17 protein-coding genes and 1 pseudogene are annotated in these 22664 nt (G+C 61.8%); 10 read left to right on the plus strand and 8 right to left on the minus strand.

The features are described 5' to 3' along the window. Positions 1-12: 12 nt before the first annotated feature. The 8 genes from PPUTUW4_RS05280 to PPUTUW4_RS05315 all read right to left on the minus strand — a co-directional run bounded on the left by PPUTUW4_RS05280 (position 13) and on the right by PPUTUW4_RS05315 (position 10098). Positions 13-1497, minus strand: coding sequence for an amino acid permease (locus tag PPUTUW4_RS05280; RefSeq protein WP_015093710.1), 1485 nt, complete (start codon positions 1495-1497; stop codon positions 13-15). 274 nt (positions 1498-1771) lie between these two features. Beyond that, positions 1772-3196, minus strand: a complete 1425-nt coding sequence (locus PPUTUW4_RS05285) for a gamma-aminobutyraldehyde dehydrogenase (protein WP_015093711.1) — start codon at positions 3194-3196, stop codon at positions 1772-1774. Between the two features lie 159 nt (positions 3197-3355). Further along, a complete protein-coding gene (locus PPUTUW4_RS05290) occupies positions 3356-4165 on the minus strand; it encodes an ABC transporter permease (RefSeq protein ID WP_015093712.1) in 810 nt (269 codons plus the stop codon). Further along, on the minus strand, positions 4155-5102 hold the full coding sequence (locus PPUTUW4_RS05295; protein ID WP_015093713.1) for an ABC transporter permease: 948 nt from the start codon (positions 5100-5102) through the stop codon (positions 4155-4157). Before PPUTUW4_RS05295 ends, PPUTUW4_RS05290 begins: the two co-directional genes overlap by 11 nt. Position 5103: 1 nt before the next feature. After that, positions 5104-6141: an ABC transporter ATP-binding protein gene (locus PPUTUW4_RS05300; RefSeq protein WP_015093714.1), complete on the minus strand. Its 1038-nt coding sequence runs from the start codon at positions 6139-6141 to the stop codon at positions 5104-5106. A 216-nt stretch (positions 6142-6357) separates the two neighbouring features. Further along, entirely contained in the window at positions 6358-7509 is a 1152-nt protein-coding gene (gene ydcS, locus PPUTUW4_RS05305; RefSeq protein WP_015093715.1) for a putative ABC transporter substrate-binding protein YdcS, read from the minus strand. An 84-nt stretch (positions 7510-7593) separates the two neighbouring features. After that, positions 7594-9081, minus strand: coding sequence for a gamma-aminobutyraldehyde dehydrogenase (locus PPUTUW4_RS05310; RefSeq protein WP_015093716.1), 1488 nt, complete (start codon positions 9079-9081; stop codon positions 7594-7596). Between the two features lie 102 nt (positions 9082-9183). Continuing rightward, positions 9184-10098 carry a LysR family transcriptional regulator gene (locus PPUTUW4_RS05315; protein WP_007975056.1) on the minus strand — a complete coding sequence of 305 codons (915 nt, stop codon included), beginning with the start codon at positions 10096-10098 and terminating at the stop codon, positions 9184-9186. Positions 10099-10300: 202 nt separating this feature from the next. Between PPUTUW4_RS05315 and PPUTUW4_RS05320 the strand changes: the two genes are divergently transcribed. The 10 genes and pseudogenes from PPUTUW4_RS05320 to lysS all read left to right on the plus strand — a co-directional run bounded on the left by PPUTUW4_RS05320 (position 10301) and on the right by lysS (position 22646). Further along, positions 10301-10993 carry a tellurite resistance TerB family protein gene (locus PPUTUW4_RS05320; RefSeq protein ID WP_015093717.1) on the plus strand — a complete coding sequence of 231 codons (693 nt, stop codon included), beginning with the start codon at positions 10301-10303 and terminating at the stop codon, positions 10991-10993. 300 nt (positions 10994-11293) lie between these two features. Next, positions 11294-12916, plus strand: coding sequence for a methyl-accepting chemotaxis protein (locus PPUTUW4_RS05325; RefSeq protein WP_015093718.1), 1623 nt, complete (start codon positions 11294-11296; stop codon positions 12914-12916). After that, positions 12916-13452: a chemotaxis protein CheW gene (locus PPUTUW4_RS05330; protein ID WP_015093719.1), complete on the plus strand. Its 537-nt coding sequence runs from the start codon at positions 12916-12918 to the stop codon at positions 13450-13452. The genes PPUTUW4_RS05325 and PPUTUW4_RS05330 overlap by 1 nt, the downstream gene beginning before the upstream one ends. Next, positions 13449-14720, plus strand: coding sequence for a protein-glutamate O-methyltransferase CheR (locus tag PPUTUW4_RS05335; RefSeq protein ID WP_015093720.1), 1272 nt, complete (start codon positions 13449-13451; stop codon positions 14718-14720). Before PPUTUW4_RS05330 ends, PPUTUW4_RS05335 begins: the two co-directional genes overlap by 4 nt. Next, complete coding sequence (locus PPUTUW4_RS05340; protein WP_015093721.1) at positions 14717-15397, plus strand: chemotaxis protein CheW; 681 nt, start codon at positions 14717-14719, stop codon at positions 15395-15397. The genes PPUTUW4_RS05335 and PPUTUW4_RS05340 overlap by 4 nt, the downstream gene beginning before the upstream one ends. Further along, entirely contained in the window at positions 15394-17688 is a 2295-nt protein-coding gene (locus PPUTUW4_RS05345) for a hybrid sensor histidine kinase/response regulator (protein ID WP_015093722.1), read from the plus strand. The genes PPUTUW4_RS05340 and PPUTUW4_RS05345 overlap by 4 nt, the downstream gene beginning before the upstream one ends. Beyond that, a complete protein-coding gene (locus tag PPUTUW4_RS05350; protein WP_015093723.1) occupies positions 17685-18695 on the plus strand; it encodes a chemotaxis response regulator protein-glutamate methylesterase in 1011 nt (336 codons plus the stop codon). The genes PPUTUW4_RS05345 and PPUTUW4_RS05350 overlap by 4 nt, the downstream gene beginning before the upstream one ends. A gap of 48 nt (positions 18696-18743) precedes the next feature. After that, positions 18744-19791: pseudogene (locus PPUTUW4_RS05355) on the plus strand (PleD family two-component system response regulator). 162 nt (positions 19792-19953) lie between these two features. Next, the gene (gene prfB / locus PPUTUW4_RS28595) at positions 19954-21048 is read left to right on the plus strand and encodes a peptide chain release factor 2 (RefSeq protein ID WP_015093725.1); all 1095 of its coding nucleotides are present in this window, start codon (positions 19954-19956) and stop codon (positions 21046-21048) included. A gap of 95 nt (positions 21049-21143) precedes the next feature. After that, positions 21144-22646 (plus strand): lysine--tRNA ligase, encoded by a 1503-nt coding sequence (lysS, locus tag PPUTUW4_RS05365; protein ID WP_015093726.1) that lies wholly within the window; start codon positions 21144-21146, stop codon positions 22644-22646. Positions 22647-22664: the final 18 nt, after the last annotated feature.

The following is a 22664-nucleotide window of genomic DNA, read 5'->3' on the forward strand; positions in this document are numbered from 1 at the left end:
GGGCGAATGCCGTTACCGGCTGACTTTCCACGCATCGCCCGCCGGGGCGGTGCCGTGGTCATACGGCTTGGCGATCCACATGTAGAGCAAGCCCAGGCCAATCACGATGGCCGTGCTCAGTACCATGGCGTAGTTGATGTACCACGCGGCATCCGGTGTCCGTGGCCAGGCCATGTTGATAATGGCCCCGACACCATAGACCAGTGCGCCGATGTTCACCGCCCAGCCCCAGGCGCCGAGGGTGAATTTTCCGCTCGGTTTCCAGCCCTTCATGCGGGCGTACAGGGCCGCGAGTACGATCATCTGGAACGCCAGGTAGATGCCGATGGCCGCGAAGCTGACGATGGTGGCGACCGCATCCTGCAGAAAGAAGCCGAGGATGATGATAAGCGCCGGCAGGACACCGGAGACGAACAGCGCGGCAACCGGAACCTGCGTCGTAGGGGAAATCTTCTTCAGCAGTCGGCTGCCGATGACCATCTCGTCACGGGCGTAGGAATACAGCAGGCGACTGGCTGCCGCTTGCAGGCTGATGACGCAGGAGATGAAGGAAATCATCACTACGCCCATCACCACTTTCGAACCCACTGGCCCGAACGCGTTGTTGAGGATGGTGCTGACCGGGTCCTTGTCGGTGCCGTTGATCACCGCCTGCATGTCCGGCACGGCGAGGATCAGCGCCAGGCAGGCGAACATTGCCGCGATGCCGCCGATGTAGATGGTCATGCGCATGGCCACCGGGATTTTCTTGCTCGGGTTCGGGGTTTCTTCGGCAACATCACCGCAAGCCTCGAAGCCGTAGTACAGGAACATCCCCGCCAGCGACGCGGTGAGGAAGGCCGGCAGGTACGATCCGTCGACGCTGATATCGAAGGTGTTGAACAACACACTGATCGGCTGATGACGCTCGAAGATCAGCAGGTAAACGCCGACGATCACCGCGCCCACCAATTCGCAGAGGAAGCCGAACATGGCAATCCGCGCCAGTACTTTGGTGCCGCTGAGGTTGACCAGGGTGGCGAAGAGCGTCAGGAACAGGGCGATGATGATGTTGGTGTTGTTGCTCGGTTCAAAGCCCATCATGGCGGCGAGGTACGGACCGGCACCCACGGCAACCGCCGCGATGGTCACACACAGGGCGATGGAGTAGATCCAGCCGACCATCCACGCCCAGCGTTTGCCCACCAGGCGGCGGGCCCACGGGTACACGCCGCCGGAAATCGGGAACTGCGAAACCACTTCGCCGAAGATCAGGCACACCAGCAATTGGCCGCAACCGACCAGCAAGTAGGCCCAGAACATCGGTGGCCCGCCCGCGGCCAGGCACAGGCCGAACAGGGTATAAACCCCGACGACCGGGGACAGGTAGGTGAAGCCCAAGGCGAAGTTTTCCCACAGGCTCATGCTGCGATTGAAGTTGGAGGTGTAACCCAGTTTGCGCAGTTGCTCGGCATCGCTGTCGGCAAGGGCTGCAGAGAGATCGGGTGATGCACTCATGTGTGATTGCTCCGGAAAATCGGCAGATTTCGGATGTCCGAATCCGTGACGGGGCCTTGAGGGCACCGCCAGGATAGGTGGTTATTGTTTTGTTTTTTTGCTGTGGAGCCTGGTGGTGCGTATTGCCGGTTTCTGCCTTGAAACCGAGGTGACCCATTCGCTGTAGGAGCGAGCTTGCTCGCGAAAAAACCGAGGACACCGCGGGGCGTCAGGATCCCCGCGTCAACGTTGACGTCCATCGCGAGCAGGCTCGCTCCTACAGGCGATGCGTTTCTTAGTGCTTGAACATCACATGCCGCACAACGGTGTAATCCTCCAGCCCATACATGGACATGTCCTTGCCATACCCGGACAACTTCTGACCGCCATGAGGCATTTCGCTGACCAGCATGAAGTGCGTATTGACCCAGGTGCAGCCGTACTGCAAGCGCGCCGACATCCGATGAGCGCGGCCGACGTCGGCGGTCCACACTGAGGAGGCCAGGCCGTAGTCCGAATCGTTGGCCCAGCCCAGCACCTGCGCTTCATCGCTGAACCTGGTCACCGACACCACCGGCCCGAACACTTCACGCCGCACGATCTCGTCATCCTGCTGGGCGTCGGCCAGCACGGTCGGTTCGAAGAAGAAACCACTGCCCTCGACAGCCTTGCCGCCAGTGATCAGGCGAATGTGCGGCTGGGCCACGGCGCGTTCGACGAAACCGGCCACGCGGTCGCGGTGTTGCGCGGTGATCAGCGGGCCGAGTTCGGTCGACGGATCGTCCTGCACGCCGTACTTGATGCTGCTGACGGAGGCACCGAGTTTCTCGACGAATTTCTCGTAGATGCCTTCCTGCGCGTAGATGCGGCAGGCGGCGGTGCAGTCCTGGCCGGCGTTGTAGAACCCGAAGGTGCGGATGCCTTCGACGGCCGCGTCGATGTCGGCGTCGTCGAAGATGATCACCGGGGCCTTGCCGCCCAGTTCCATGTGCATGCGTTTGACGCTGTCGGCGGTGCTGGAAATGATGTTCGAGCCGGTGGCGATCGAACCGGTCAGCGACACCATGCGCACTTTCGGGTGGGTGACCAGCGGGCTGCCGACGCTAGGACCACGGCCGAACACCAGGTTGAGCACGCCGGCCGGGAAGATGTCCGACGCCAGTTCGGCCAGGCGTAGCGCAGTCAGCGGGGTTTGTTCCGACGGTTTGAGCACCACGGTATTACCGGCGGCCAGGGCCGGGGCGATTTTCCAGGCGACCATCATCAGCGGGTAGTTCCACGGCGCGATGGAGGCGATCACGCCTACCGGGTCGCGGCGGATCATCGAGGTGTGGCCCGGCAGGTATTCGCCACCGGCCGAGCCGCTCATGCAGCGGCTGGCGCCGGCAAAGAAGCGGAACACGTCGGCAATCGCCGGGATCTCATCGTTCAGCGCGGCGCTGTAAGGCTTGCCGCAGTTGTCCGATTCCAGTTTGGCCAGCTCTTCGCCGTGGGCCTCGATGGCATCGGCGAGTTTGAGCAGCAGCAGCGAACGCTCTTTCGGCGGGGTCTGCGACCAGCTGTCGAAGGCGGCGTCGGCGGCACGCACTGCGGCATCGACCTGGGCTTCGCTGGCTTCGTTGATTTCCACCAGCACACGACCCAGCGCAGGGTTGAACACCGGTTGGGCGGGGCCTTCGCCGACTTGCAGTTGGCCGTTGATCAAGAGTTTGGTTTGCATGGCGTTGTCCTCTTCAAAGCAGATCTTGTTTTGAAACCGGCCCCTGTGGGAGCGAGCCTGCTCGCGAAAGCGGTGGATCAGGCACATCAGTGTTGAATGTGATGGCCTATTCGCGAGCAGGCTCGCTCCCACAAGGGGTAGTTGTTGTCAGTTATTGATTTATTTCCCGCCACTGCCCGCAACGCTTTCACCGCCACGGGTCAGGTAATAGGCGCCAAGGATCGGCAGCATGGTCACGATCATCACCAGCATCGCCACGACGTTGGTCACTGGCACGTCCCGTGGGCGGCTCAACTGGTTGAGCAGCCACAGCGGCAGGGTCCGTTCATGGCCGGCGGTGAAGGTGGTGACGATGATTTCGTCGAACGACAGGGCGAACGCCAGCATGCCGCCGGCCAGCAACGCCGAGCCGAGGTTCGGCAGGATGATGTAGCGGAAGGTTTGCCAGCCGTCGGCGCCGAGGTCCATCGAGGCCTCGATCAAGCTGTGGGACGTGCGGCGCAAGCGGGCGATGACGTTGTTGTAGACGATCACCACGCAGAAGGTCGCGTGGCCGACGATGATGGTGAACATCCCCGGCTCGATGCCCAGTGTCTTGAAGGTTGCCAGCAACGCGATCCCGGTGATGATCCCCGGCAAGGCGATCGGCAGGATCAGCATCAGCGAGATGCCCTGCTTGCCGAAGAAGTCCCGGCGGTACAGTGCTGCCGAAGCCAGCGTGCCAAGGACCATGGCGATCAGCGTGGCAATCGAGGCGATCTGCAACGACAGCTTGATGGCTTCGAGCACGTCCGGCCGGGAGAACGCCACGCCGATCCACTTCCAAGTGAAGCCCTTGGGCGGAAAGCTGAACGCCGCGTCTTCGGTGTTGAAGGCGTACAGGAAGATGATCAGGATCGGGAAGTGCAGGAACACCAATCCGCCCCAGGCCGCGATGCGTAGCCCGAGAGATGCTTTTTCAGAGTGCATCGAAGGCCCCCAGACGTTTGACGATGGACAGGTAGATGGCGATCAGCACGATTGGCACCAGGGTGAACGCGGCAGCCATTGGCATGTTGCCGATGGCGCCTTGCTGGGCGTAGACCATGCTGCCGACGAAGTAGCCGGGCGGGCCGACCAGTTGCGGCACGATGAAGTCGCCCAGGGTCAGCGAGAAGGTGAAGATGGAACCGGCGGCAATGCCCGGGATCGACAGCGGCAGAATCACTTGCATGAAGGTCTGGCGCGGCTTGGCCCCGAGGTCGGCGGAGGCTTGCAGCAGCGAGGGCGGCAGGCGTTCCAGCGAAGCCTGGATCGGCAGGATCATGAACGGCAGCCAGATGTAGACGAACACCATGAAGCGGCCCAGGTGCGAGGTCGACAAGGTGCTGCCGCCAACGCCCGGAATGCCCAGCACGAACTGCAGGACCGGTTCCAGCCCCAGGTGCTGCACGAACCACTGTGCCACGCCGCCCTTGGCCAGCAGCAAGGTCCAGGCGTAGGCCTTGACGATGTAACTGGCCCACATCGGCATCATCACCGCGATGTAGAAAAACGCCTTGGTCTTGCCCGTGGTGTAGCGCGCCATGTAGTAGGCGATCGGGAATGCGACGATGGCGCTGGCAATCGACACGGCAATCGCCATGCCCAGAGTGCGCAGGATGATGTCGAAGTTCGACGGCTGGAACAGCGCGGTGAAGTTGGCCAGGGTCAGGTCGGGAGTGACCGCCATGGTGAAGTCATCGAAGGTGTAGAAACCTTGCCACAGCAGAACCAGCAATGAACCCAGGTAGATCGCGCCGAACCACAGCAGCGGCGGTACCAGCAGGAGCGACAGGTAAAAATTCGGCCGGCGATACAACAGGTTGGAAAACCTGCGCAACAGCGAGCCGCTGGCCGGAGATTGAGGGATAGCCACGGTGTTCATCTCACACCCCGCCTGCAACGGTGTCGTGCAACGGAATCATGGCTTCGCGTGCCCAGCGCGCGCTGATGCGCTGACCGGTCTGGTGTTGCGCGCTGGTGTCCAGCCACTGATTGTTGGCCTGGCTGATGTTCAGGGTCTGGCCGTTTTCCAGTTTCAGTTCATAGCGGGTGGCGCTGCCCTGGTATTGGATATCGTGGAGCAAGCCGGTGACTTCGATTTCGTGGCTGGCCAGCGGGCCTTCGGCGAAACGCACGTGTTCCGGGCGAATCGAGAACGGCTGTGGATTGCCACTGATTTGCTTCGCCAGATCACCGCGGATCACGTTGGAGGTGCCGACGAATTCCGCCACGAAGGTGGTGGCCGGTTTCATGTACAGGTTGCGCGGGCTGTCGACCTGTTCGATGCGACCCTTGTTGAATACCGCCACGCGGTCGGACATCGACAGCGCTTCGGTCTGGTCGTGGGTGACGAAGATGAAGGTGATGCCGAGCTGGCGCTGCAGTTTTTTCAGCTCGCTCTGCATTTGCTCGCGCAGTTTCAGGTCGAGTGCGCCGAGTGGCTCGTCGAGCAACAGTACCCGAGGACGGTTGACCAGGGCGCGGGCCAGGGCCACACGCTGGCGCTGGCCACCGGAAAGCTGCACCGGCTTGCGGTCGCCATAGCCGCCGAGGGCGACCATGTCGAGGGCTTCTTCGGCGCGTTTCAGACGTTCGGCCTTGCCCACGCCTTTGACTTTCAAACCGTAGGCGACGTTGTCGCGAACGTTCATGTGCGGGAACAGCGCGTAATCCTGGAACACGGTGTTCACGTCACGCTGGTACGGCGGCAGGCCGGCGGCCTCTTCGCCATGAATGCGGATGGAACCTGCGCTCGGTTGTTCAAAACCGGCGATCAGGCGCAAACAGGTGGTCTTGCCCGAGCCGGAAGGCCCCAGCATGGAGAAGAACTCGCCGTCCTGGATGTCGATGGAAACCCGGTCTACGGCTTTCACTTCGCCGAATTGACGGGAAACGTTGGTGAACTGGACTGCAAGCGTCATGGTGCGGTGCTCCAAAAAGGCGAAGGCCGTCGCAGCGGCCCTGCCTGGACTTCTGAAAAAACAAAAACTTTTATCTGTCGGCCGAGCGCGGTAGCGGCAACGACGGTGATCTACTGTTGGAGCGAGCTTGCTCGCGATGGCGGAGTGTCAGTCAGTAACAATATTGACTGGAGTGCCCTCATCGCGAGCAAGCTCGCTCCCACAGGGGAGGGTGGGTTATCTACCGCCCATGATCGCGATGTAGTCCTGGGTCCAGCGGCTGTACGGCACGAACTTGCCGCCTTCAGCCTGCGGGGTTTTCCAGAAGGCGATCTTGTCGAACTGGTCGAAACCGTTGGTCTTGCAGCCTTCGGCGCCGAGCAGTTCGCTCTCCTTGCACGCCGCTGGGACCGCTGGCAGCGAGCCGAACCACGCCGCTACGTCGCCCTGGACTTTCGGTTGCAGCGACCAGTCCATCCACTTGTAGGCGCAGTTCGGGTGCTTGGCCTCGGTGTGCAACATGGTGGTGTCGGCCCAACCGGTGGCGCCTTCTTTCGGGATGGTCGAGGCGATTGGCTGTTTCTCGTTCATCAGGCCGTTGACCTGATACGGCCACGCGCCGGAGGCGACCACGCCTTCGTTCTTGAAGTCGCTCATTTGCACGGTGGTGTCGTGCCAGTAGCGGTGGATCAACGGCTGCTGGGCGCGCAGCAGGTCGAGCACGGCCTTGTACTGGGCTTCGGTCAGTTCGTACGGGCTCTGGATGCCCAGTTCCGGTTTGGCGGTCTTGAGGTACAGCGCCGCGTCGGCGATGTAGATCGGGCCGTCATAGGCTTGCACGCGACCCTTGTTCGGCTTGCCGTCCGGCAGGTTTTCGGCATTGAACAGCACGCCCCAGCTGGTGGGCGCGGTCTTGAACACGTTGGTGTTGTACATCAGCACGTTCGGGCCCCACTGATACGGGGTGCCGTAGGTCTGCTTGTTGACCACGTACCAGGGTGCATCCTTGAGGCGCGGGTCGAGGTTTTTCCAGTTCGGGATCAACGCGGTGTTGATCGGCTGCACACGCTTGCCGACGATCAGGCGCAGGGAGGCGTCGCCCGACGCCGTCACCAGATCGTAACCGCCCTTGGCCATCAGGCTGACCATTTCATCGGAAGTGGCTGCGGTCTTGACGTTGACCTTGCAGCCGGTTTCCTTCTCGAAACCGGTCACCCAGTCGTAGGCCTTGTCGCTCTCGCCACGTTCGATGTAGCCAGGCCAGGCCACAATATCCAGTTGGCCCTCGCCAGCCCCGACAGCTTTGAGCGGCTCGGCGGCCTGGATGCTGGCACTGGCCAGCAGCGCGGTGGTGATTGCACTGAGCAGTGCGGTCTTGTGCACGAACATGGGAATTCCCTCTTCTTTAATTATGGTCGGGGCAGTGTTTTGAACGTGGTGAAGCATGCCGTTGGTGGCTTGTTATTAGCGTAGTCAGAGATGCTCGCCATGGCGGGCCATGATGTGCCGCACCACGCTGTAGTCCTGAAGCGAATCGCTGGACAGGTCCTTGCCGTAGCCCGAACGCTTCAGGCCGCCATGGGGCATTTCGCTGACCAGCATGAAATGGCTGTTGATCCAGGTGCAGCCGTACTGCAGGCGCGCCGCGACCTGCATGGCCTTGTCGAGGTTCTGGGTCCAGACCGACGACGCCAGGCCGTATTCCGAATCGTTGGCCCAGTCCACCGCTTGTTCCAGTTCATCGAAACGGGTCACGGTGACCACCGGTCCGAACACTTCGCGCTGGACGATCTCATCGCTTTGCTTGCAGCCGGCCAGCAGGGTCGGCTGGTAATAGAAGCCGGCGCCGGAATGCACGGCCGCGCCGGTCACCCGCTCGATGTGCGGCTGGCCGAGGGCGCGTTCGACAAAGCTGGCCACGCGGTCGCGCTGGCGGGTGCTGATCAGCGGGCCGATTTCGTTGTCGGCGTCGCGTTTGCCGGCAAAGCGCAGGCTGCTGACGGCCGCGCCGAGTTCGGCCACCAGACGGTCGTGAATCCCGGCCTGGGCATAAATGCGGCAAGCGGCGGTGCAATCCTGACCGGCGTTGTAGTAGCCATAAGTGCGCACACCTTCGATCACGGCCTGAATGTCGGCATCGTTGCAGACGATCACCGGAGCCTTGCCGCCGAGTTCCAGGTGGGTACGCTTGAGGGTTTTCGATGCGGCCTGGAGGATTTTTTGCCCGGTGACGATATCGCCGGTCAGCGACACCATGCGCACTTTAGGGTGGCTCACCAGGTGGCTGCCGACGCCTTCGCCACCCCCGCAAACGATATTGATCACACCCCGTGGCAGGATCTCGGCGAGCGCGGGTGCCAGGGCCAGGATCGACAACGGCGTGTGTTCCGACGGTTTGAATACCAGGGTGTTGCCGGCGGCGAGGGCCGGGGCGATTTTCCACGCGGCCATCATGATCGGGTAGTTCCACGGCGCAATCGACGCCACCACCCCGATAGGGTCGCGGCGCACCATGCTGGTGTAGCCCGGCAGGTATTCGCCGCTGAGCTGGCCGGTCTGGCAACGCACGGCGCCGGCGAAGAAGCGGAACACGTCGACCGTGGCACTCAGGTCATCCTGACGGGCCAGGTGCAACGGCTTGCCGCAGTTCATGGATTCGAGGCGGGCCAGCAGGTCGGCGTTTTTTTCGATGGCGTTGGCGATGTCCAGCAACAGGTTCGAACGTTGCTGTGGCGTGGTCCGTGACCAACCGGCAAAGGCGCGGTGGGCGGCGAGGATAGCGGCTTCGACTTGCTCGGTGCTGGCTTCGGCGATTTGCGTGATGACTTCGCCAGTGGCCGGGTTGAGAATCGGCTCGACACAGCCCTGACCGGCGACTAATTCACCATCGATCAACAATGCGGTGAACAACGGGGTCTGCGCGCCAGCCATTTTTCGGGTTCTCTTTTCTTGTGTGGCCATGGTGTTCCCAGTGGTTGGGACCCGGCCGTCTTATATAGATGTAACAAGACTAGTTCGCGGGCCCGAGGACAACAAATACTAAATACTGAAGGTGGCGTTCGATTAAATAGATGGCTTGCGTCCGCCATGGGGTTGTTCGCGGGCGACCGTCAGGAACGGGTCTACCAGCGCCGGTCGGGCCGTGCCGCGACGCCAGGCGAGGCCGACGTCCAGGGTCTGGCTGAGGTCGGCAATCGGCCGCGCTTCGATGATGTCGCCCTCAAGTGACCACGGGCGATAGGTCATGTCGGGCTGGATGGATACGCCCAATCCGGCGGCCACCAGGCTTCGCACTGCTTCGGTCGAGGCCGTGCGCAGGGTGATGCGCGGTTGCAAAGAGGCTGCCGACCACATGCGCTGGGCATTGCGGTCCATTTCATCGACGTTCAGTTGAATCAATGGCTCCCGGGCCACATCGGCGAGGTTGATGCTGTCGTGTTCCAGCAATGGATGCTGGGCCGGCAGCCATAGCCGGTGCGGCGAGTGGGTCAGCACTTCGGTCTGCAAGGCGTGGCGGTCTTCGAGGTTGGAGAGGATCAGCACGCCGACATCGATCTCGCCGCTGACCAGCAAATGCTCGATGTACGGGCGTTCATCTTCCATCACGCGGATTTCCACGTTGGGGTAGGCGCGCTGGAAGCGAGTGAGCAAATCCGCCAGGTAATAACCGGCCACCAGGCTGGTCACACCGACGATCAACTGTCCGGCAACCTGGTCGGTGCTCTGTTGCAGGCTGCGCTTGGCGTTATCCACGGTGGCCAGGATCAAGTGCGCCTGACGCAGGAATTGATGGCCCTGGTGGGTCAGGGTCATGCCCTTGGCATGGCGGCTGAACAGGCTGACGCCGATTTCCTCCTCCAGTTGCTGGATGGCCAGGGTCAGGGTCGACTGGGAAATGAACGCGGTTTGTGCGGCGGCGGAGATCGAACCGGTCTCGGCCACAGCGATGAAATGGCGGATCTGACGCAAGGTCATCATGGGGAGGCAACCAGTGGGCTGTTTTTATCGATTTGTTGGAGTGTATATCGTTTTTTTTAAACGCAGCTTTATGCCGCAGGCTTCAAGCGGCTGGCAGAAAGGCGGAGCAACATCTCGAAGCACTCTTGCGGGCAGCTGTCGTGAACTTTCGATCTAGGCTGGTGCCCTTGATTTCAGGCTAAACGTCCTGTGGAGGCAGCAAATGAACACCCGTGGATTGCTCGATCAACTACTCAAGTCCGGTCAGGATCTGCTTCAGAACAAGGCTGGTGGCTCACAGCAAAAAGGCGCGAGCGGTGGCACCGGTGCCCTCGGCGGTTTGCTCTCCGGCGCGAGCGGCGGGGCATTGGCGGCAGGCGCCATGGGCTTGCTGCTCGGCAGCAAGAAGGCCCGCAAGGTCGGCGGCAAGGTTGCGGTCTACGGCGGTCTCGCCGCGTTGGGCGTGCTGGCCTACAAGGCCTACGGCAACTGGCAGGCCCAGCAGGGCACTGCGCCAGAAACTGAACCGCAAACCCTCGACCGCTTGCCTGCCGCGCAAGTCGAGCAGCACAGCCAGGCGATTCTCAAGGCGCTGGTGGCCGCGGCCAAGGCTGACGGGCATGTCGACGAGCGTGAGCGCGCGCTGATCGAGGGCGAGTTCATCAAGCTCGACAATGACCAGGAGCTCCAACACTGGCTGCACGCCGAACTCAACAAGCCGCTGGACCCTGCCGACGTCGCCCGTGCCGCGCGCACGCCGGAGACCGCCGCCGAGATGTACATCGCGAGTGTGATGATGGTCGACGAGGAGAACTTCATGGAGAAGTCCTACCTGGATGAACTGGCGCGGCAACTCAAGCTGGAGCCGGGGTTGAAGGCTGAGCTGGAGAAGCAGGTTCGCCAGGCTTCCCTGTAAACCTTCCGTCCGCCTTCGCGAGCAGGCTCGCTCCCACGATGTTCGGCGAACACAGATCCACTGTGGGAGCGAGCCTGCTCGGGATGGCGTTTTCAGCCGCACCACATCCCCAATGGCCGATCCGTCGCCCGATTCTACCCAATCACCCCTAACACCCATTCCCTCAATTAGCGGACAGTCCCACCCAGAGCCAATCCCGCTTTTTTCAACGGGATGAGAAGTGGGTTGCATCTGTCTTATAAGTGAAACACCGCCCTCGGCTATACTCCCCGCATTTCGAATCAGGCCCGAGGATTGACTGTGAAGAACTGGACGTTACGCCAACGCATTTTGGCGAGCTTTGCGGTAATTATCGCCATCATGTTGTTGATGGTGGTCGTCTCGTATTCGCGGCTGTTGAAAATCGAAACCAGCGAAGCCAGCGTTCGCGAGGATGCTCTGCCGGGGTTGTATTACAGCTCGATGATCCGCGGCGCCTGGTCCGACAGTTATTTGCGGATGATGAGGATGCTGGGACTGGAGCAGGGACAGGGCTTCACCGACAAGGATGCATCGGAGTTCAAGGATTTCTCCGAGCGTCTGCAAGAGCAGATGGAGTTTTATCGTCATACGATCACGACGGAAGAAGACAAGGTCGAGTACGGCGCGTTTGAAGCCATCCAAAGGGATTACCACCGGATCCTGCTTGCCGTTGCCGAGTTGCATAAACGCAACCAGGACGCCGAAGCCATCAAAATGTTCAAAGAAGAACTGACCCCGGTCTGGACGGCTGGTCGAACGAAGCTCAGTGAGATTCTGCGTCATAACAAAGCGGTGGCAGACCAGGATGTTGCGGCCATCGATGATGCGGTGCTCACCGCAAAAACCATCATGGGCATTTCCCTGCTGGTAGCGGTTCTGGCCGCCGGTCTCTGCGGTCTGTTGTTGATGCGCGCAATCATGGCGCCGATGAACCGTATCGTGAATATTCTCGAAGTCATGCGCACCGGTGACCTCAGTGGCCGCCTGAACCTGGAGCGCAAGGACGAATTCGGCGCGGTAGAGACTGGTTTCAACGACATGATGACCGAGCTGACTTCGCTGGTGTCCCAGGCACAGCGCTCGTCGGTGCAGGTGACCACGTCGGTCACCGAGATCGCCGCCACCTCCAAGCAGCAACAGGCAACTGCCACGGAAACCGCCGCCACCACCACGGAAATCGGCGCGACCTCCCGTGAAATCGCCGCCACCTCCCGGGATCTGGTGCGCACCATGACCGAGGTTTCCACCGCCGCCGATCAGGCTTCCGTGGCCGCCGGCTCCGGGCAACAGGGCCTGGCGCGCATGGAGGAAACCATGCACTCGGTGATGGGCGCGGCCGATCTGGTCAATGCCAAGCTGGCGATCCTCAACGAGAAGGCCGGCAACATCAATCAGGTGGTGGTGACCATCGTCAAGGTGGCCGACCAGACCAACCTGCTGTCGCTCAACGCCGCCATCGAGGCCGAGAAGGCCGGTGAGTACGGGCGCGGTTTTGCCGTGGTCGCCACCGAAGTACGGCGCCTGGCGGACCAGACGGCGGTGGCCACCTACGACATCGAGCAAATGGTGCGCGAGATCCAGTCAGCGGTATCGGCCGGGGTCATGGGCATGGACAAGTTCTCCGAAGAAGTGCGGCGCGGCATGTCCGAGGTGCAGCAGGTCGGCGAGCAATTGTCGCAGATCATCCATCAGGTCCAGGCGCTGGCGCCACGGGTGCTGATGGTCAACGAAGGGATGCAGGCCCAGGCTACCGGTGCCGAGCAGATCAACCATGCGCTGGTGCAGTTGGGTGATGCCAGCAGCCAGACGGTCGAGTCTCTGCGCCAGGCCAGTTTCGCCATCGATGAACTGAGCCAGGTGGCCGTCGGGCTGCGCAGCGGCGTTTCGCGATTCAAAGTCTGATGAGCGAAATCACGGCCAAGCGCTCTGCCGTGAAGCAGGCGCTGCATGCATTGTTTCTGGTGTTTCGCATCGGCAGCGAGCGCTATGCCTTGAAGGCTGTCGAAGTGGCTGAAGTGCTGCCGCGCCTGCCCTTGAAGCCCATTGCCCATGCCCCCGCCTGGGTCGCCGGGGTGTTCGCCTACCGGGGCGCCGTGGTGCCGGTGATCGACCTGAGTGCGCTGACGTTTGGCGCGCCGGCACAGGCCCGTACCAGCACCCGGCTGGTGCTGGTCAACTACTGCCCGGATGAAACCGGCGAGACACAGCTGCTCGGGCTGATTCTGGAACAGGCGACCGACACCTTGCGCTGCGATCCGGCGGATTTTCAGCCCTACGGCCTGGACAATCGCCAGACGCCTTACCTGGGGCCGGTGCGCAAAGACGAGCAAGGCTTGCTGCAATGGGTTCGGGTCAGTGATCTGCTGAACGATCAGGTACGCGCCTTGTTGTTTCCTTCGCCGCCAATGGATCCGGCGCTGTTGGAGGTGCGGCCATGAGCAGCGATCAGCGTTTTTTCGACTTCCTCAAGGAGCGAATCGGACTCGACGTGACCTCGGTGGGGCCGGCCATCATCGAGCGGGCGGTGCGCCAGCGCAGCGTGGCTGCGCAAGCAGTCTCGGCCGATGAGTATTGGCTCACCTTGCAGGGCTCACGGGACGAGCAACAGGCATTGATCGAAGCGGTGATCGTTCCGGAAACCTGGTTCTTCCGGTATCCGGAGTCCTTCGCCACCCTGGCGAAACTGGCGAGCAAGCGTCTGGCTGAAATCAACAACCTGCGCGCACTGCGGATTCTCAGCCTGCCGTGTTCCACCGGTGAAGAACCGTACTCAATCGCCATGGCGTTGCTCGATGCCGGGCTCAAGCCGCACCAGTTCAAGGTCGACGGCATGGACGTCAGCCCGTTGTCGGTGGATAAAGCCAGGCGAGCCTTGTACGGCAAGAATTCCTTTCGGGGCGACGACATTGCGTTCCGCGACCGCCATTTCATTGCCGAAGGCGACGGCTATCGCCTGGACCCGCGTGTGCAGGAACAGGTGCGCTTGCAGGTCGGTAATCTGCTGGACCCGGCCTTGCTGGCTGGTGAACCGCCATTCGATTTCGTGTTTTGTCGCAACCTGCTGATCTATTTCGACCAGCCGACCCAGAAGCAAGTCTTTGAAGTGCTCAAGCGCCTGACCCATGATGACGGCGTGCTGTTTATCGGCCCGGCCGAAGGCAGTCTGCTGGGGCGTTTGGGGATGCGCTCGATCGGTATCGCGCAGTCCTTCGCCTTCAGTCGACAAGGGGCTTCGGAGCCTGAACCCCTGCCGACATTCGTTCCAACCCCCTTGCCTGTGCCGCAACCGTTGCGCAATCGACCAACTGCGCCGGTGCGCAGTCGTCCGTTCGCCGCTGTTGTGCCACTGGCGCCTGTGCCGAAATCCTCTGGCGCCGATACGGCCGTGCTGCTGGCGAACATCGCCGGGCTGGCCAACGAAGGCAAAAGCGCCGAGGCAAAGGCTGCGTGTGACAGCTATTTGCGCAGTCATGAACCGGTAGCCCAGGTGTTCTATTGGCTGGGACTGCTCAGTGATGTAGCGGGAAACGTCCTGGAAGCCCAGGGCTTTTATCGCAAGGCGTTGTACCTCGAACCGCAACATCCCGAAGCGTTGATGCATCTGGCCGCCTTGCTGCAGGCCCAGGGTGACGCGGCGGGGGCCAGACGATTGCAGGAACGTGCCGCCCGCAGCGCACGCGCCGCCGACAGTGAGCGTAAACGATGATCGCCTCCGACACCTTCAGCGTCACCCGGGATGCTCAGGCCATCGACGATTGCTGGAACCGCATCGGTATCCACGGCGACAAGTCCTGCCCGTTGCTGGCCGAACATATTCATTGCCGCAATTGTGCGGTGTATTCGGCAGCCGCGACGCGTCTGCTCGATCGTTATGCCTTGCAGCAGCAAGAGCGCGGGCCAGTGACCGTCGCGCTCGAGAGCGAGGTGAAAACCCGCTCGTTGTTGATGTTCCGTCTGGGAGAAGAGTGGTTGGGCCTGGCCACACGCAGCCTGGTGGAAGTGTCGCCGTTGCAGGCGATTCACTCTTTGCCGCACCAGCGCTCCCGGGCCTTGCTCGGCGTGGCGAATGTGCGCGGCGCGCTGGTCGCCTGCCTGTCGCTGGTGGAGCTGCTCGGGCTCGACGGAACCAGCAATGTGGCACCGGGTGCGCGGGTCATGCCGCGCATGCTGATCATCGCGGCCCACGGCGGGCCGGTGGTGGTGCCGGTGGACGAAGTCGACGGAATTCACGCCATCGACGAGCATATCCTCGATAGCGCATCGCGCTCGGGGGCCCAGGCCAGCGCCAGATACACCCGTGGCGTGTTGCAATTCAAAGGTCGCAGCCTGCGTTGGCTGGATGAAGAACAGCTGTTGTCCGCCGTGACCCGGAGCCTCACATGACCCCCGAGCAAATGCGCGACGCCTCTTTGCTGGAGCTGTTCAGCCTGGAGGCCGAAGCTCAGACCCAGGTCTTGAGTGCCGGCCTGCTGGCGCTTGAGCGCGATCCGACCCTGGCCGATCAGCTTGAATCGTGCATGCGTGCGGCGCACTCGCTCAAGGGAGCGGCGCGGATCGTGGGCGTCGATGCCGGGGTCAGCGTCGCCCACGTCATGGAAGATTGCCTGGTCAGTGCCCAGGAAGGGCGCCTGTTGCTGCGTCCCGAACACATCGATGCGTTGCTGCAAGGCACCGATTTGCTGATGCGCATCGCCACGCCGGAAAACAATCCGCAGGCCGCGGACATTGAGGCTTACGTATCCTTGATGGCACGCTTGCTGGATTCGACAGCGCCGCTGGTTGCGCCTGCCGAACCGGTCATGGCCGAACGGATTATCTCCGAGCTCATGCTCGAATCACCCGCGCCCGAGATCGAGCCGCCGGCGCCTGTCGTCGAACCGCCTGCGGCGCCCGCCCTGCGCAAGACCAAACGCACCACCGAAAATGGCGAACGTGTGTTGCGCGTCACCGCCGAGCGCCTGAACAGCCTGCTCGATCTGTCGAGCAAATCCCTGGTGGAAACCCAGCGCCTCAAACCGTACCTGGCGACCATGCAACGACTCAAGCGCATGCAGAGCAACAGCCTGCGAGCGCTGGAGAATCTCAACGTTCACCTCAAGGATCACGCCTTGAGCCTGGAAGCCCAGGAAGCCCTTGAGGATGCGCGACGCCTGCTCGCGCAATCCCAGCAATTGCTCATGGAGAAGAACGCCGAACTCGATGAGTTCGCCTGGCATGCCAGCCAGCGGGCGCAGGTGTTGTACGACACGGCGCTGGCCTGTCGCATGCGGCCCTTTGCCGATGTGCTGACCGGGCAGGTGCGCATGGTTCGTGATCTGGGGCGCGACCTGGGCAAACAAGTGCGACTGGAAATTGAAGGCGAGAAGACCCAGGTCGATCGCGACGTGCTGGAAAAGCTCGAGGCGCCGCTGACTCACCTGCTGCGCAACGCGGTCGACCACGGCATCGAACTCCCGGAACAACGCCTGCTGGCCGGCAAGCCGGCAGAAGGTTTGATTCGCCTGCGCGCTTCGCATCAGGCTGGTTTGCTGGTGCTTGAATTGAGCGATGACGGTAACGGCGTGGATCTGGAAAAGGTCCGTCGCAGTATCGTTGAACGAAATCTGTCCCCCGCAGAAACCGCCGCGCAGTTGAGCGAAGAAGAGTTGCTGACGTTCCTGTTCCTGCCCGGTTTCAGCCTGCGCGACAGGGTCACCGAGGTGTCCGGTCGTGGCGTCGGCCTGGATGCGGTGCAGCACATGGTCCGGCAGTTGCGCGGTGCGGTGGTGCTGGAGCAGACGGCGGGCGAGGGCAGTCGTTTCCATCTTGAAGTGCCGTTGACCCTGTCGGTGGTGCGCAGCCTGGTGGTGGAAGTCGGCGACGAGGCCTATGCCTTTCCGCTGGCGCACATTGAGCGCATGTGTGATCTGGAGCCGGCGGACATCGTGCAGGTCGAAGGTCGCCAGCATTTCTGGCACGAAGGCCGGCATGTCGGGCTGGTGGCGGCCAGCCAGTTGCTGCATCGCCCGGCCAGCCAGAACAGCGGGCAAACCCTGAAAGTCGTGGTGATTCGCGAGCGCGATGCGATCTACGGTGTGGCCGTGGAGCGGTTTATCGGGGAACGGACATTGGTGGTGCTGCCGCTGGATGAGCGTCTGGGCAAGGTGCAGGACATTTCCGCCGGGGCCCTGCTCGACGACGGCTCGGTGGTGCTGATCGTCGACGTCGAAGACATGCTGCGGTCCGTGGAAAAACTGCTCAACACCGGGCGCCTGGAACGCATCGCCCGCCACAGCAACCAGGTGGTCGAGGCGGCCCGCAAACGAATTCTGGTGGTGGACGATTCCCTGACCGTGCGAGAGTTGCAGCGCAAGCTGTTGCTCAATCGCGGATACGACGTGGCGGTTGCGGTAGACGGCATGGACGGCTGGAACGCGTTGCGTTCGGAGGATTTCGATCTGTTGATCACCGACATTGATATGCCGCGCATGGACGGCATCGAACTGGTTACGTTGCTGCGTCGGGACAATCGCCTGCAATCGCTGCCGGTGATGGTGGTGTCCTACAAGGATCGTGAGGAGGACCGGCGCCGTGGACTGGATGCCGGGGCCGACTATTATCTAGCCAAGGCCAGTTTTCATGACGACGCCTTGCTCGATGCAGTGGTCGAGCTCATCGGAGGAGCGCGGGCATGAGGATTGCAATCGTCAACGACATGCCCATGGCGGTAGAGGCCCTGCGCCGCGCCCTGGCATTCGAGCCGACACACGAGGTGGTCTGGGTCGCCGGCAATGGCGCCGAAGCGGTGCGCCTGTGCGCGCAGGACACGCCGGACCTGATCCTGATGGACCTGATCATGCCAGTGATGGATGGCGTCGAGGCCACGCGGCGGATCATGGCCGAGACCCCGTGCGCCATTGTCATCGTCACCGTGGATCGCCAGCAGAACGTGCACCGGGTGTTCGAGGCCATGGGCCACGGTGCGCTGGACGTAGTCGACACCCCGACCGTCGGCGCCGGCAATGCCCAGGAGGCGGCTGCGCCGTTGTTGCGCAAGATCATTAACATTGGCTGGCTGATCGGCGACAAGGGCAACCGCCCGCGCCCGGCGCCGGCACCGTTGCGCAGTTCGGGCTCACGCCAGAGCCTGATCGCCATTGGCTCATCTGCCGGTGGGCCGGCGGCGCTGGAAGTCTTGCTCAAGGGCCTGCCGCGTGATTTCTCTCCGGCCATCGTGCTGGTGCAGCACGTTGACCAGGTGTTTGCCGCCGGCATGGCTGAATGGCTCGGCAGCGCCAGCGGCCTCAACGTGCGCCTGGCCGAGGAAGGCGAGAAGCCGCAAAGCGGCACGGTATTGCTGGCCGGCACCAATCACCATATTCGCTTGCTGAAAAACGGCACGCTGGCCTACACCGCCGAACCGGTCAACGAAATCTACCGGCCCTCCATCGATGTGTTCTTCGAGAGCGTGGCCAGTTACTGGAACGGTGACGCCGTGGGGGTATTACTCACCGGCATGGGGCGTGATGGCGCCCAGGGGCTTAAACTCATGCGCCAACAGGGCTACCTGACCATCGCACAAGACCAGGGCAGCAGTGCGGTGTATGGCATGCCGAAGGCGGCCGCAGCCATCGACGCTGCCGTGGAGATTCGCCCGCTGGACAAGATAGCGCCACGATTGCTGGAGATTTTCGCCAAATGAGCACCTTTTTCCTCATTCCTGGCTCAAGTAGTACTCAGGTGACCGCACATGAATGAATTACAGCTCGACGACTTCAAGACCGACGAAAACGCCGCCATGGTGTTGCTGGTGGACGATCAGGCCATGATCGGCGAAGCCGTGCGCCGGGGGCTGGCGAACGAAGAGAACATCGATTTCCACTTCTGCGCCGACCCGCACCAGGCCATCGCCCACGCGGTGCGCATCAAGCCGACGGTGATCCTGCAGGATCTGGTCATGCCCGGCCTTGACGGCCTGAGCCTGGTGCGCGAATACCGCAATCACCCGGCGACCAAGGACATTCCGATCATCGTCCTGTCGACCAAGGAAGACCCGCTGATCAAGAGCGCGGCCTTCGCCGCCGGGGCCAACGATTACCTGGTCAAGCTGCCGGACAACATCGAACTGGTCGCGCGCATCCGCTATCACTCGCGGTCCTACATGACGTTGCTGCAACGGGACGCGGCCTACCGCGCGTTGCGGGTCAGCCAGCAGCAACTGCTCGACACCAACCTGGTCCTGCAACGCCTGATGAACTCCGATGGCCTGACCGGGTTGTCGAACCGTCGGCACTTCGACGAGTACATGGAACTGGAGTGGCGCCGCTCGCTGCGTGAGCAGAGCCAGTTGTCGTTGCTGATGATCGATGTCGACTACTTCAAGACCTACAACGACAGTTTCGGCCACCTGGAAGGCGATGAAGCCCTGCGCAAGGTCGCCACGGCGATCAAGGAGGCCAGTGCCCGGCCTTCGGACCTGCCGGCCCGCTACGGCGGCGAAGAGTTTGCCCTGGTGCTGCCCAACACCTCCCAGGGCGGCGCGCGGCTTGTCGCCGAGAAGCTGCGCCAGACCGTGGCAGCCCTTAAGATCCCGCATAACTCGCCAACCGAAGGGTCGAGCCTGACCATCAGCATCGGCCTGTCGACCATCACCCCGAAAGCGGGCAGCAACTGCCGCGACCTGATCCTGGCGGCGGACAAGGGGCTGTATTTGGCGAAGAATAGTGGGCGTAATCAGGTGGGGATCGGCTGAACAGCCTCCCCCTTGTAGGAGCGAGCCTGCTCGCGATGGCCGTTAACGATGACGATGGCTATCTGAATAAACGCGGTGCCTGAGCGTTTCTCGCGAGCAAGCTCGCTCCTACAGGGACTTGGCATTTCGGCCAAGCGGACTGCCGTTTTCGGCTGTTTCCCGGTATACTCGCCGGCTTTCAAAAGTTCGCCAACGAGTGCTGCCCGTCATGGAAATCAACCCGATCCTGAACACCATCAAGGACCTGTCCGAGCGCTCCGAAACCATTCGGGGTATCTTTGACTACGATCAAAAGCATGAGCGTCTGACCGAAGTCAATCGCGAGCTTGAAGATCCGAGTGTCTGGAACAAACCTGAATACGCCCAGGAGTTGGGCCGCGAGCGCGCTGCGCTGGCGCAAATCGTCGATACCCTGGACGAACTGAACACTGGTCTGGCCGATTGCCGCGACCTGCTGGACATGGCCGTCGAAGAAAACGACGAAGGCGCAGTGGACGATGTCGTCGCCGAGCTGGCCCGACTCGAGGAAAGTCTGGCCAAGCTGGAATTCCGTCGCATGTTCAGCCACGAAATGGACCCGAACAACGCCTACCTGGACATCCAGGCCGGTTCCGGCGGCACCGAAGCCCAGGACTGGGCCAACATTCTGCTGCGCATGTACCTGCGCTGGGCCGACAAACGCGGTTTCGACGCGACCATCATGGAACTGTCCGCCGGTGAAGTCGCCGGGATCAAGGGCGCGACCGTGCACATCAAGGGCGAATACGCGTTTGGCTGGTTGCGGACCGAGATCGGCGTGCACCGCCTGGTGCGCAAGAGCCCGTTCGACTCCGGCAACCGTCGTCACACCTCGTTTTCCGCGGTGTTCGTCTCGCCAGAGATCGATGACAAGGTGGAAATCGAAATCAACCCGGCAGACTTGCGGATCGACACCTATCGTTCCTCGGGTGCCGGTGGTCAGCACGTAAACACCACCGACTCGGCCGTACGTATCACCCACGTACCGACCAACACCGTGGTCAGCTGCCAGAACGAACGTTCCCAGCACGCCAACAAGGACACCGCCATGAAAATGCTGCGGGCCAAGTTGTACGAGCAGGAAATGCAGAAGCGCAACGCGGCGTCCCAGGCGCTGGAAGACACCAAGTCCGATATCGGCTGGGGTCATCAGATCCGTTCGTACGTGCTCGATGCCTCGCGGATCAAGGATCTGCGCACCAACATCGAACGCAGCGACTGTGACAAGGTGCTCGATGGCGACATCGACGAATACCTGGAAGCGAGCCTGAAGTCCGGGCTGTAAGTTACTGACACACCGCGATCCCCTGTAGGAGCCGGCTTGCCGGCGATCCCCGGCCGCAGGCCGGGGAAAACGAACCAGATGGAATATTTAAAGACATGAGCGACCTAGAACTCGATCCGCAAGCCCTGCAACAGGAAGAAAACTCCCTGATCGCCCTGCGCAAGGAAAAGCTTGCTGCCGAGCGCGCCAAGGGCAATGCCTTCCCGAATGACTTCCGCCGCGAAAACTACTGCGAACAACTGCAGAAACAGTATGCGGACAAGACCAAGGAAGAGCTGGCAGAGGCTGCGATCCCGGTCAAGGTTGCCGGTCGTATCATGCTCAACCGTGGCTCGTTCATGGTGATCCAGGACATGACCGGTCGTATCCAGGTCTACGTCAATCGCAAGACCCTGTCCGAAGAAACCCTGGCCGCGGTGAAAACCTGGGACATGGGCGACATCATTGCCGCCGAAGGCACCCTGGCCCGTTCCGGCAAGGGTGACCTGTACGTTGAAATGACCAACGTGCGCCTGCTGACCAAATCCCTGCGCCCGCTGCCGGACAAGCACCACGGCCTGACCGACACCGAACAGCGCTACCGCCAGCGCTACGTTGACCTGATCGTCAACGAAGACGTGCGCCAGACGTTCCGCGTGCGTTCGCAAGTCATCGCCCACATCCGCAGCTTCCTGATGAAGCGTGACTTCCTGGAAGTGGAAACGCCGATGCTGCAGACCATTCCGGGCGGCGCGGCAGCCAAGCCGTTCGAAACCCACCACAACGCGCTGGACATGGAAATGTTCTTGCGCATTGCGCCTGAGTTGTACCTCAAGCGGCTTGTTGTCGGCGGGTTTGAAAAAGTGTTCGAGATCAACCGCAACTTCCGTAACGAAGGCGTTTCGACTCGTCACAACCCTGAATTCACCATGTTGGAGTTCTACCAGGCCTACGCCGACTACGAAGACAACATGGACCTGACCGAAGAGTTGTTCCGTGAACTGGCGCAGCTGGTTCTGGGCAGCACCGACGTGCCGTACGGCGACAAGGTGTTCCACTTCGGCGAGCCGTTCGTGCGCCTGTCGGTATTCGACTCGATCCTCAAGTACAACCCCGAGCTGACCGCTGACGACCTGAACGACATCGACAAGGCTCGCGCCATTGCCAAGAAAGCCGGCGCCAAGGTGCTGGGCTTCGAAGGCCTGGGCAAGCTGCAGGTGATGATTTTCGAAGAGCTGGTCGAGCACAAGCTGGAACAGCCGCACTTCATTACCCAGTATCCGTTCGAAGTGTCGCCACTGGCACGTCGTAACGACGAGAACCCGAACGTCACCGACCGATTCGAGCTGTTCATCGGTGGTCGTGAAATCGCCAACGCCTACTCCGAGTTGAACGACGCGGAAGACCAGGCCGAGCGCTTCATGGCCCAGGTGGCCGACAAGGACGCCGGCGACGACGAAGCCATGCACTACGACGCTGACTTCGTGCGTGCGCTGGAGTACGGCATGCCGCCAACGGCGGGTGAAGGCATCGGTATCGACCGTCTGGTGATGCTGCTGACCAACTCCCCGTCGATCCGCGACGTGATCCTGTTCCCGCACATGCGGCCGCAAGCGTAAGTGTTTCGACTAAAAAGC

Origin of the sequence: Pseudomonas sp. UW4 (genome assembly GCF_000316175.1) — a bacterium.
Classification (GTDB): Bacteria; Pseudomonadota; Gammaproteobacteria; order Pseudomonadales; family Pseudomonadaceae; genus Aquipseudomonas; species Aquipseudomonas laurylsulfatiphila.

Excerpts from the sequence above, each read along its gene's own strand:
- PPUTUW4_RS05345 (WP_015093722.1), top strand. The coding sequence starts at position 15,394 with ATGACCCCCGAGCAAATGCGCGACGCCTCTTTGCTGGAGCTGTTCAGC.
- PPUTUW4_RS05330 (WP_015093719.1), top strand. The coding sequence starts at position 12,916 with ATGAGCGAAATCACGGCCAAGCGCTCTGCCGTGAAGCAGGCGCTGCAT.
- lysS (WP_015093726.1), top strand. The coding sequence starts at position 21,144 with ATGAGCGACCTAGAACTCGATCCGCAAGCCCTGCAACAGGAAGAAAAC.
- PPUTUW4_RS05340 (WP_015093721.1), top strand. The coding sequence starts at position 14,717 with ATGATCGCCTCCGACACCTTCAGCGTCACCCGGGATGCTCAGGCCATC.
- PPUTUW4_RS05315 (WP_007975056.1), bottom strand. The coding sequence starts at position 10,098 with ATGATGACCTTGCGTCAGATCCGCCATTTCATCGCTGTGGCCGAGACC.
- PPUTUW4_RS05285 (WP_015093711.1), bottom strand. The coding sequence starts at position 3,196 with ATGCAAACCAAACTCTTGATCAACGGCCAACTGCAAGTCGGCGAAGGC.
- PPUTUW4_RS05290 (WP_015093712.1), bottom strand. The coding sequence starts at position 4,165 with ATGCACTCTGAAAAAGCATCTCTCGGGCTACGCATCGCGGCCTGGGGC.
- prfB (WP_015093725.1), top strand. The coding sequence starts at position 19,954 with ATGGAAATCAACCCGATCCTGAACACCATCAAGGACCTGTCCGAGCGC.
- PPUTUW4_RS05295 (WP_015093713.1), bottom strand. The coding sequence starts at position 5,102 with ATGAACACCGTGGCTATCCCTCAATCTCCGGCCAGCGGCTCGCTGTTG.
- PPUTUW4_RS05280 (WP_015093710.1), bottom strand. The coding sequence starts at position 1,497 with ATGAGTGCATCACCCGATCTCTCTGCAGCCCTTGCCGACAGCGATGCC.
- PPUTUW4_RS05320 (WP_015093717.1), top strand. The coding sequence starts at position 10,301 with ATGAACACCCGTGGATTGCTCGATCAACTACTCAAGTCCGGTCAGGAT.
- PPUTUW4_RS05335 (WP_015093720.1), top strand. The coding sequence starts at position 13,449 with ATGAGCAGCGATCAGCGTTTTTTCGACTTCCTCAAGGAGCGAATCGGA.
- PPUTUW4_RS05300 (WP_015093714.1), bottom strand. The coding sequence starts at position 6,141 with ATGACGCTTGCAGTCCAGTTCACCAACGTTTCCCGTCAATTCGGCGAA.
- PPUTUW4_RS05310 (WP_015093716.1), bottom strand. The coding sequence starts at position 9,081 with ATGGCCACACAAGAAAAGAGAACCCGAAAAATGGCTGGCGCGCAGACC.
- PPUTUW4_RS05350 (WP_015093723.1), top strand. The coding sequence starts at position 17,685 with ATGAGGATTGCAATCGTCAACGACATGCCCATGGCGGTAGAGGCCCTG.
- ydcS (WP_015093715.1), bottom strand. The coding sequence starts at position 7,509 with ATGTTCGTGCACAAGACCGCACTGCTCAGTGCAATCACCACCGCGCTG.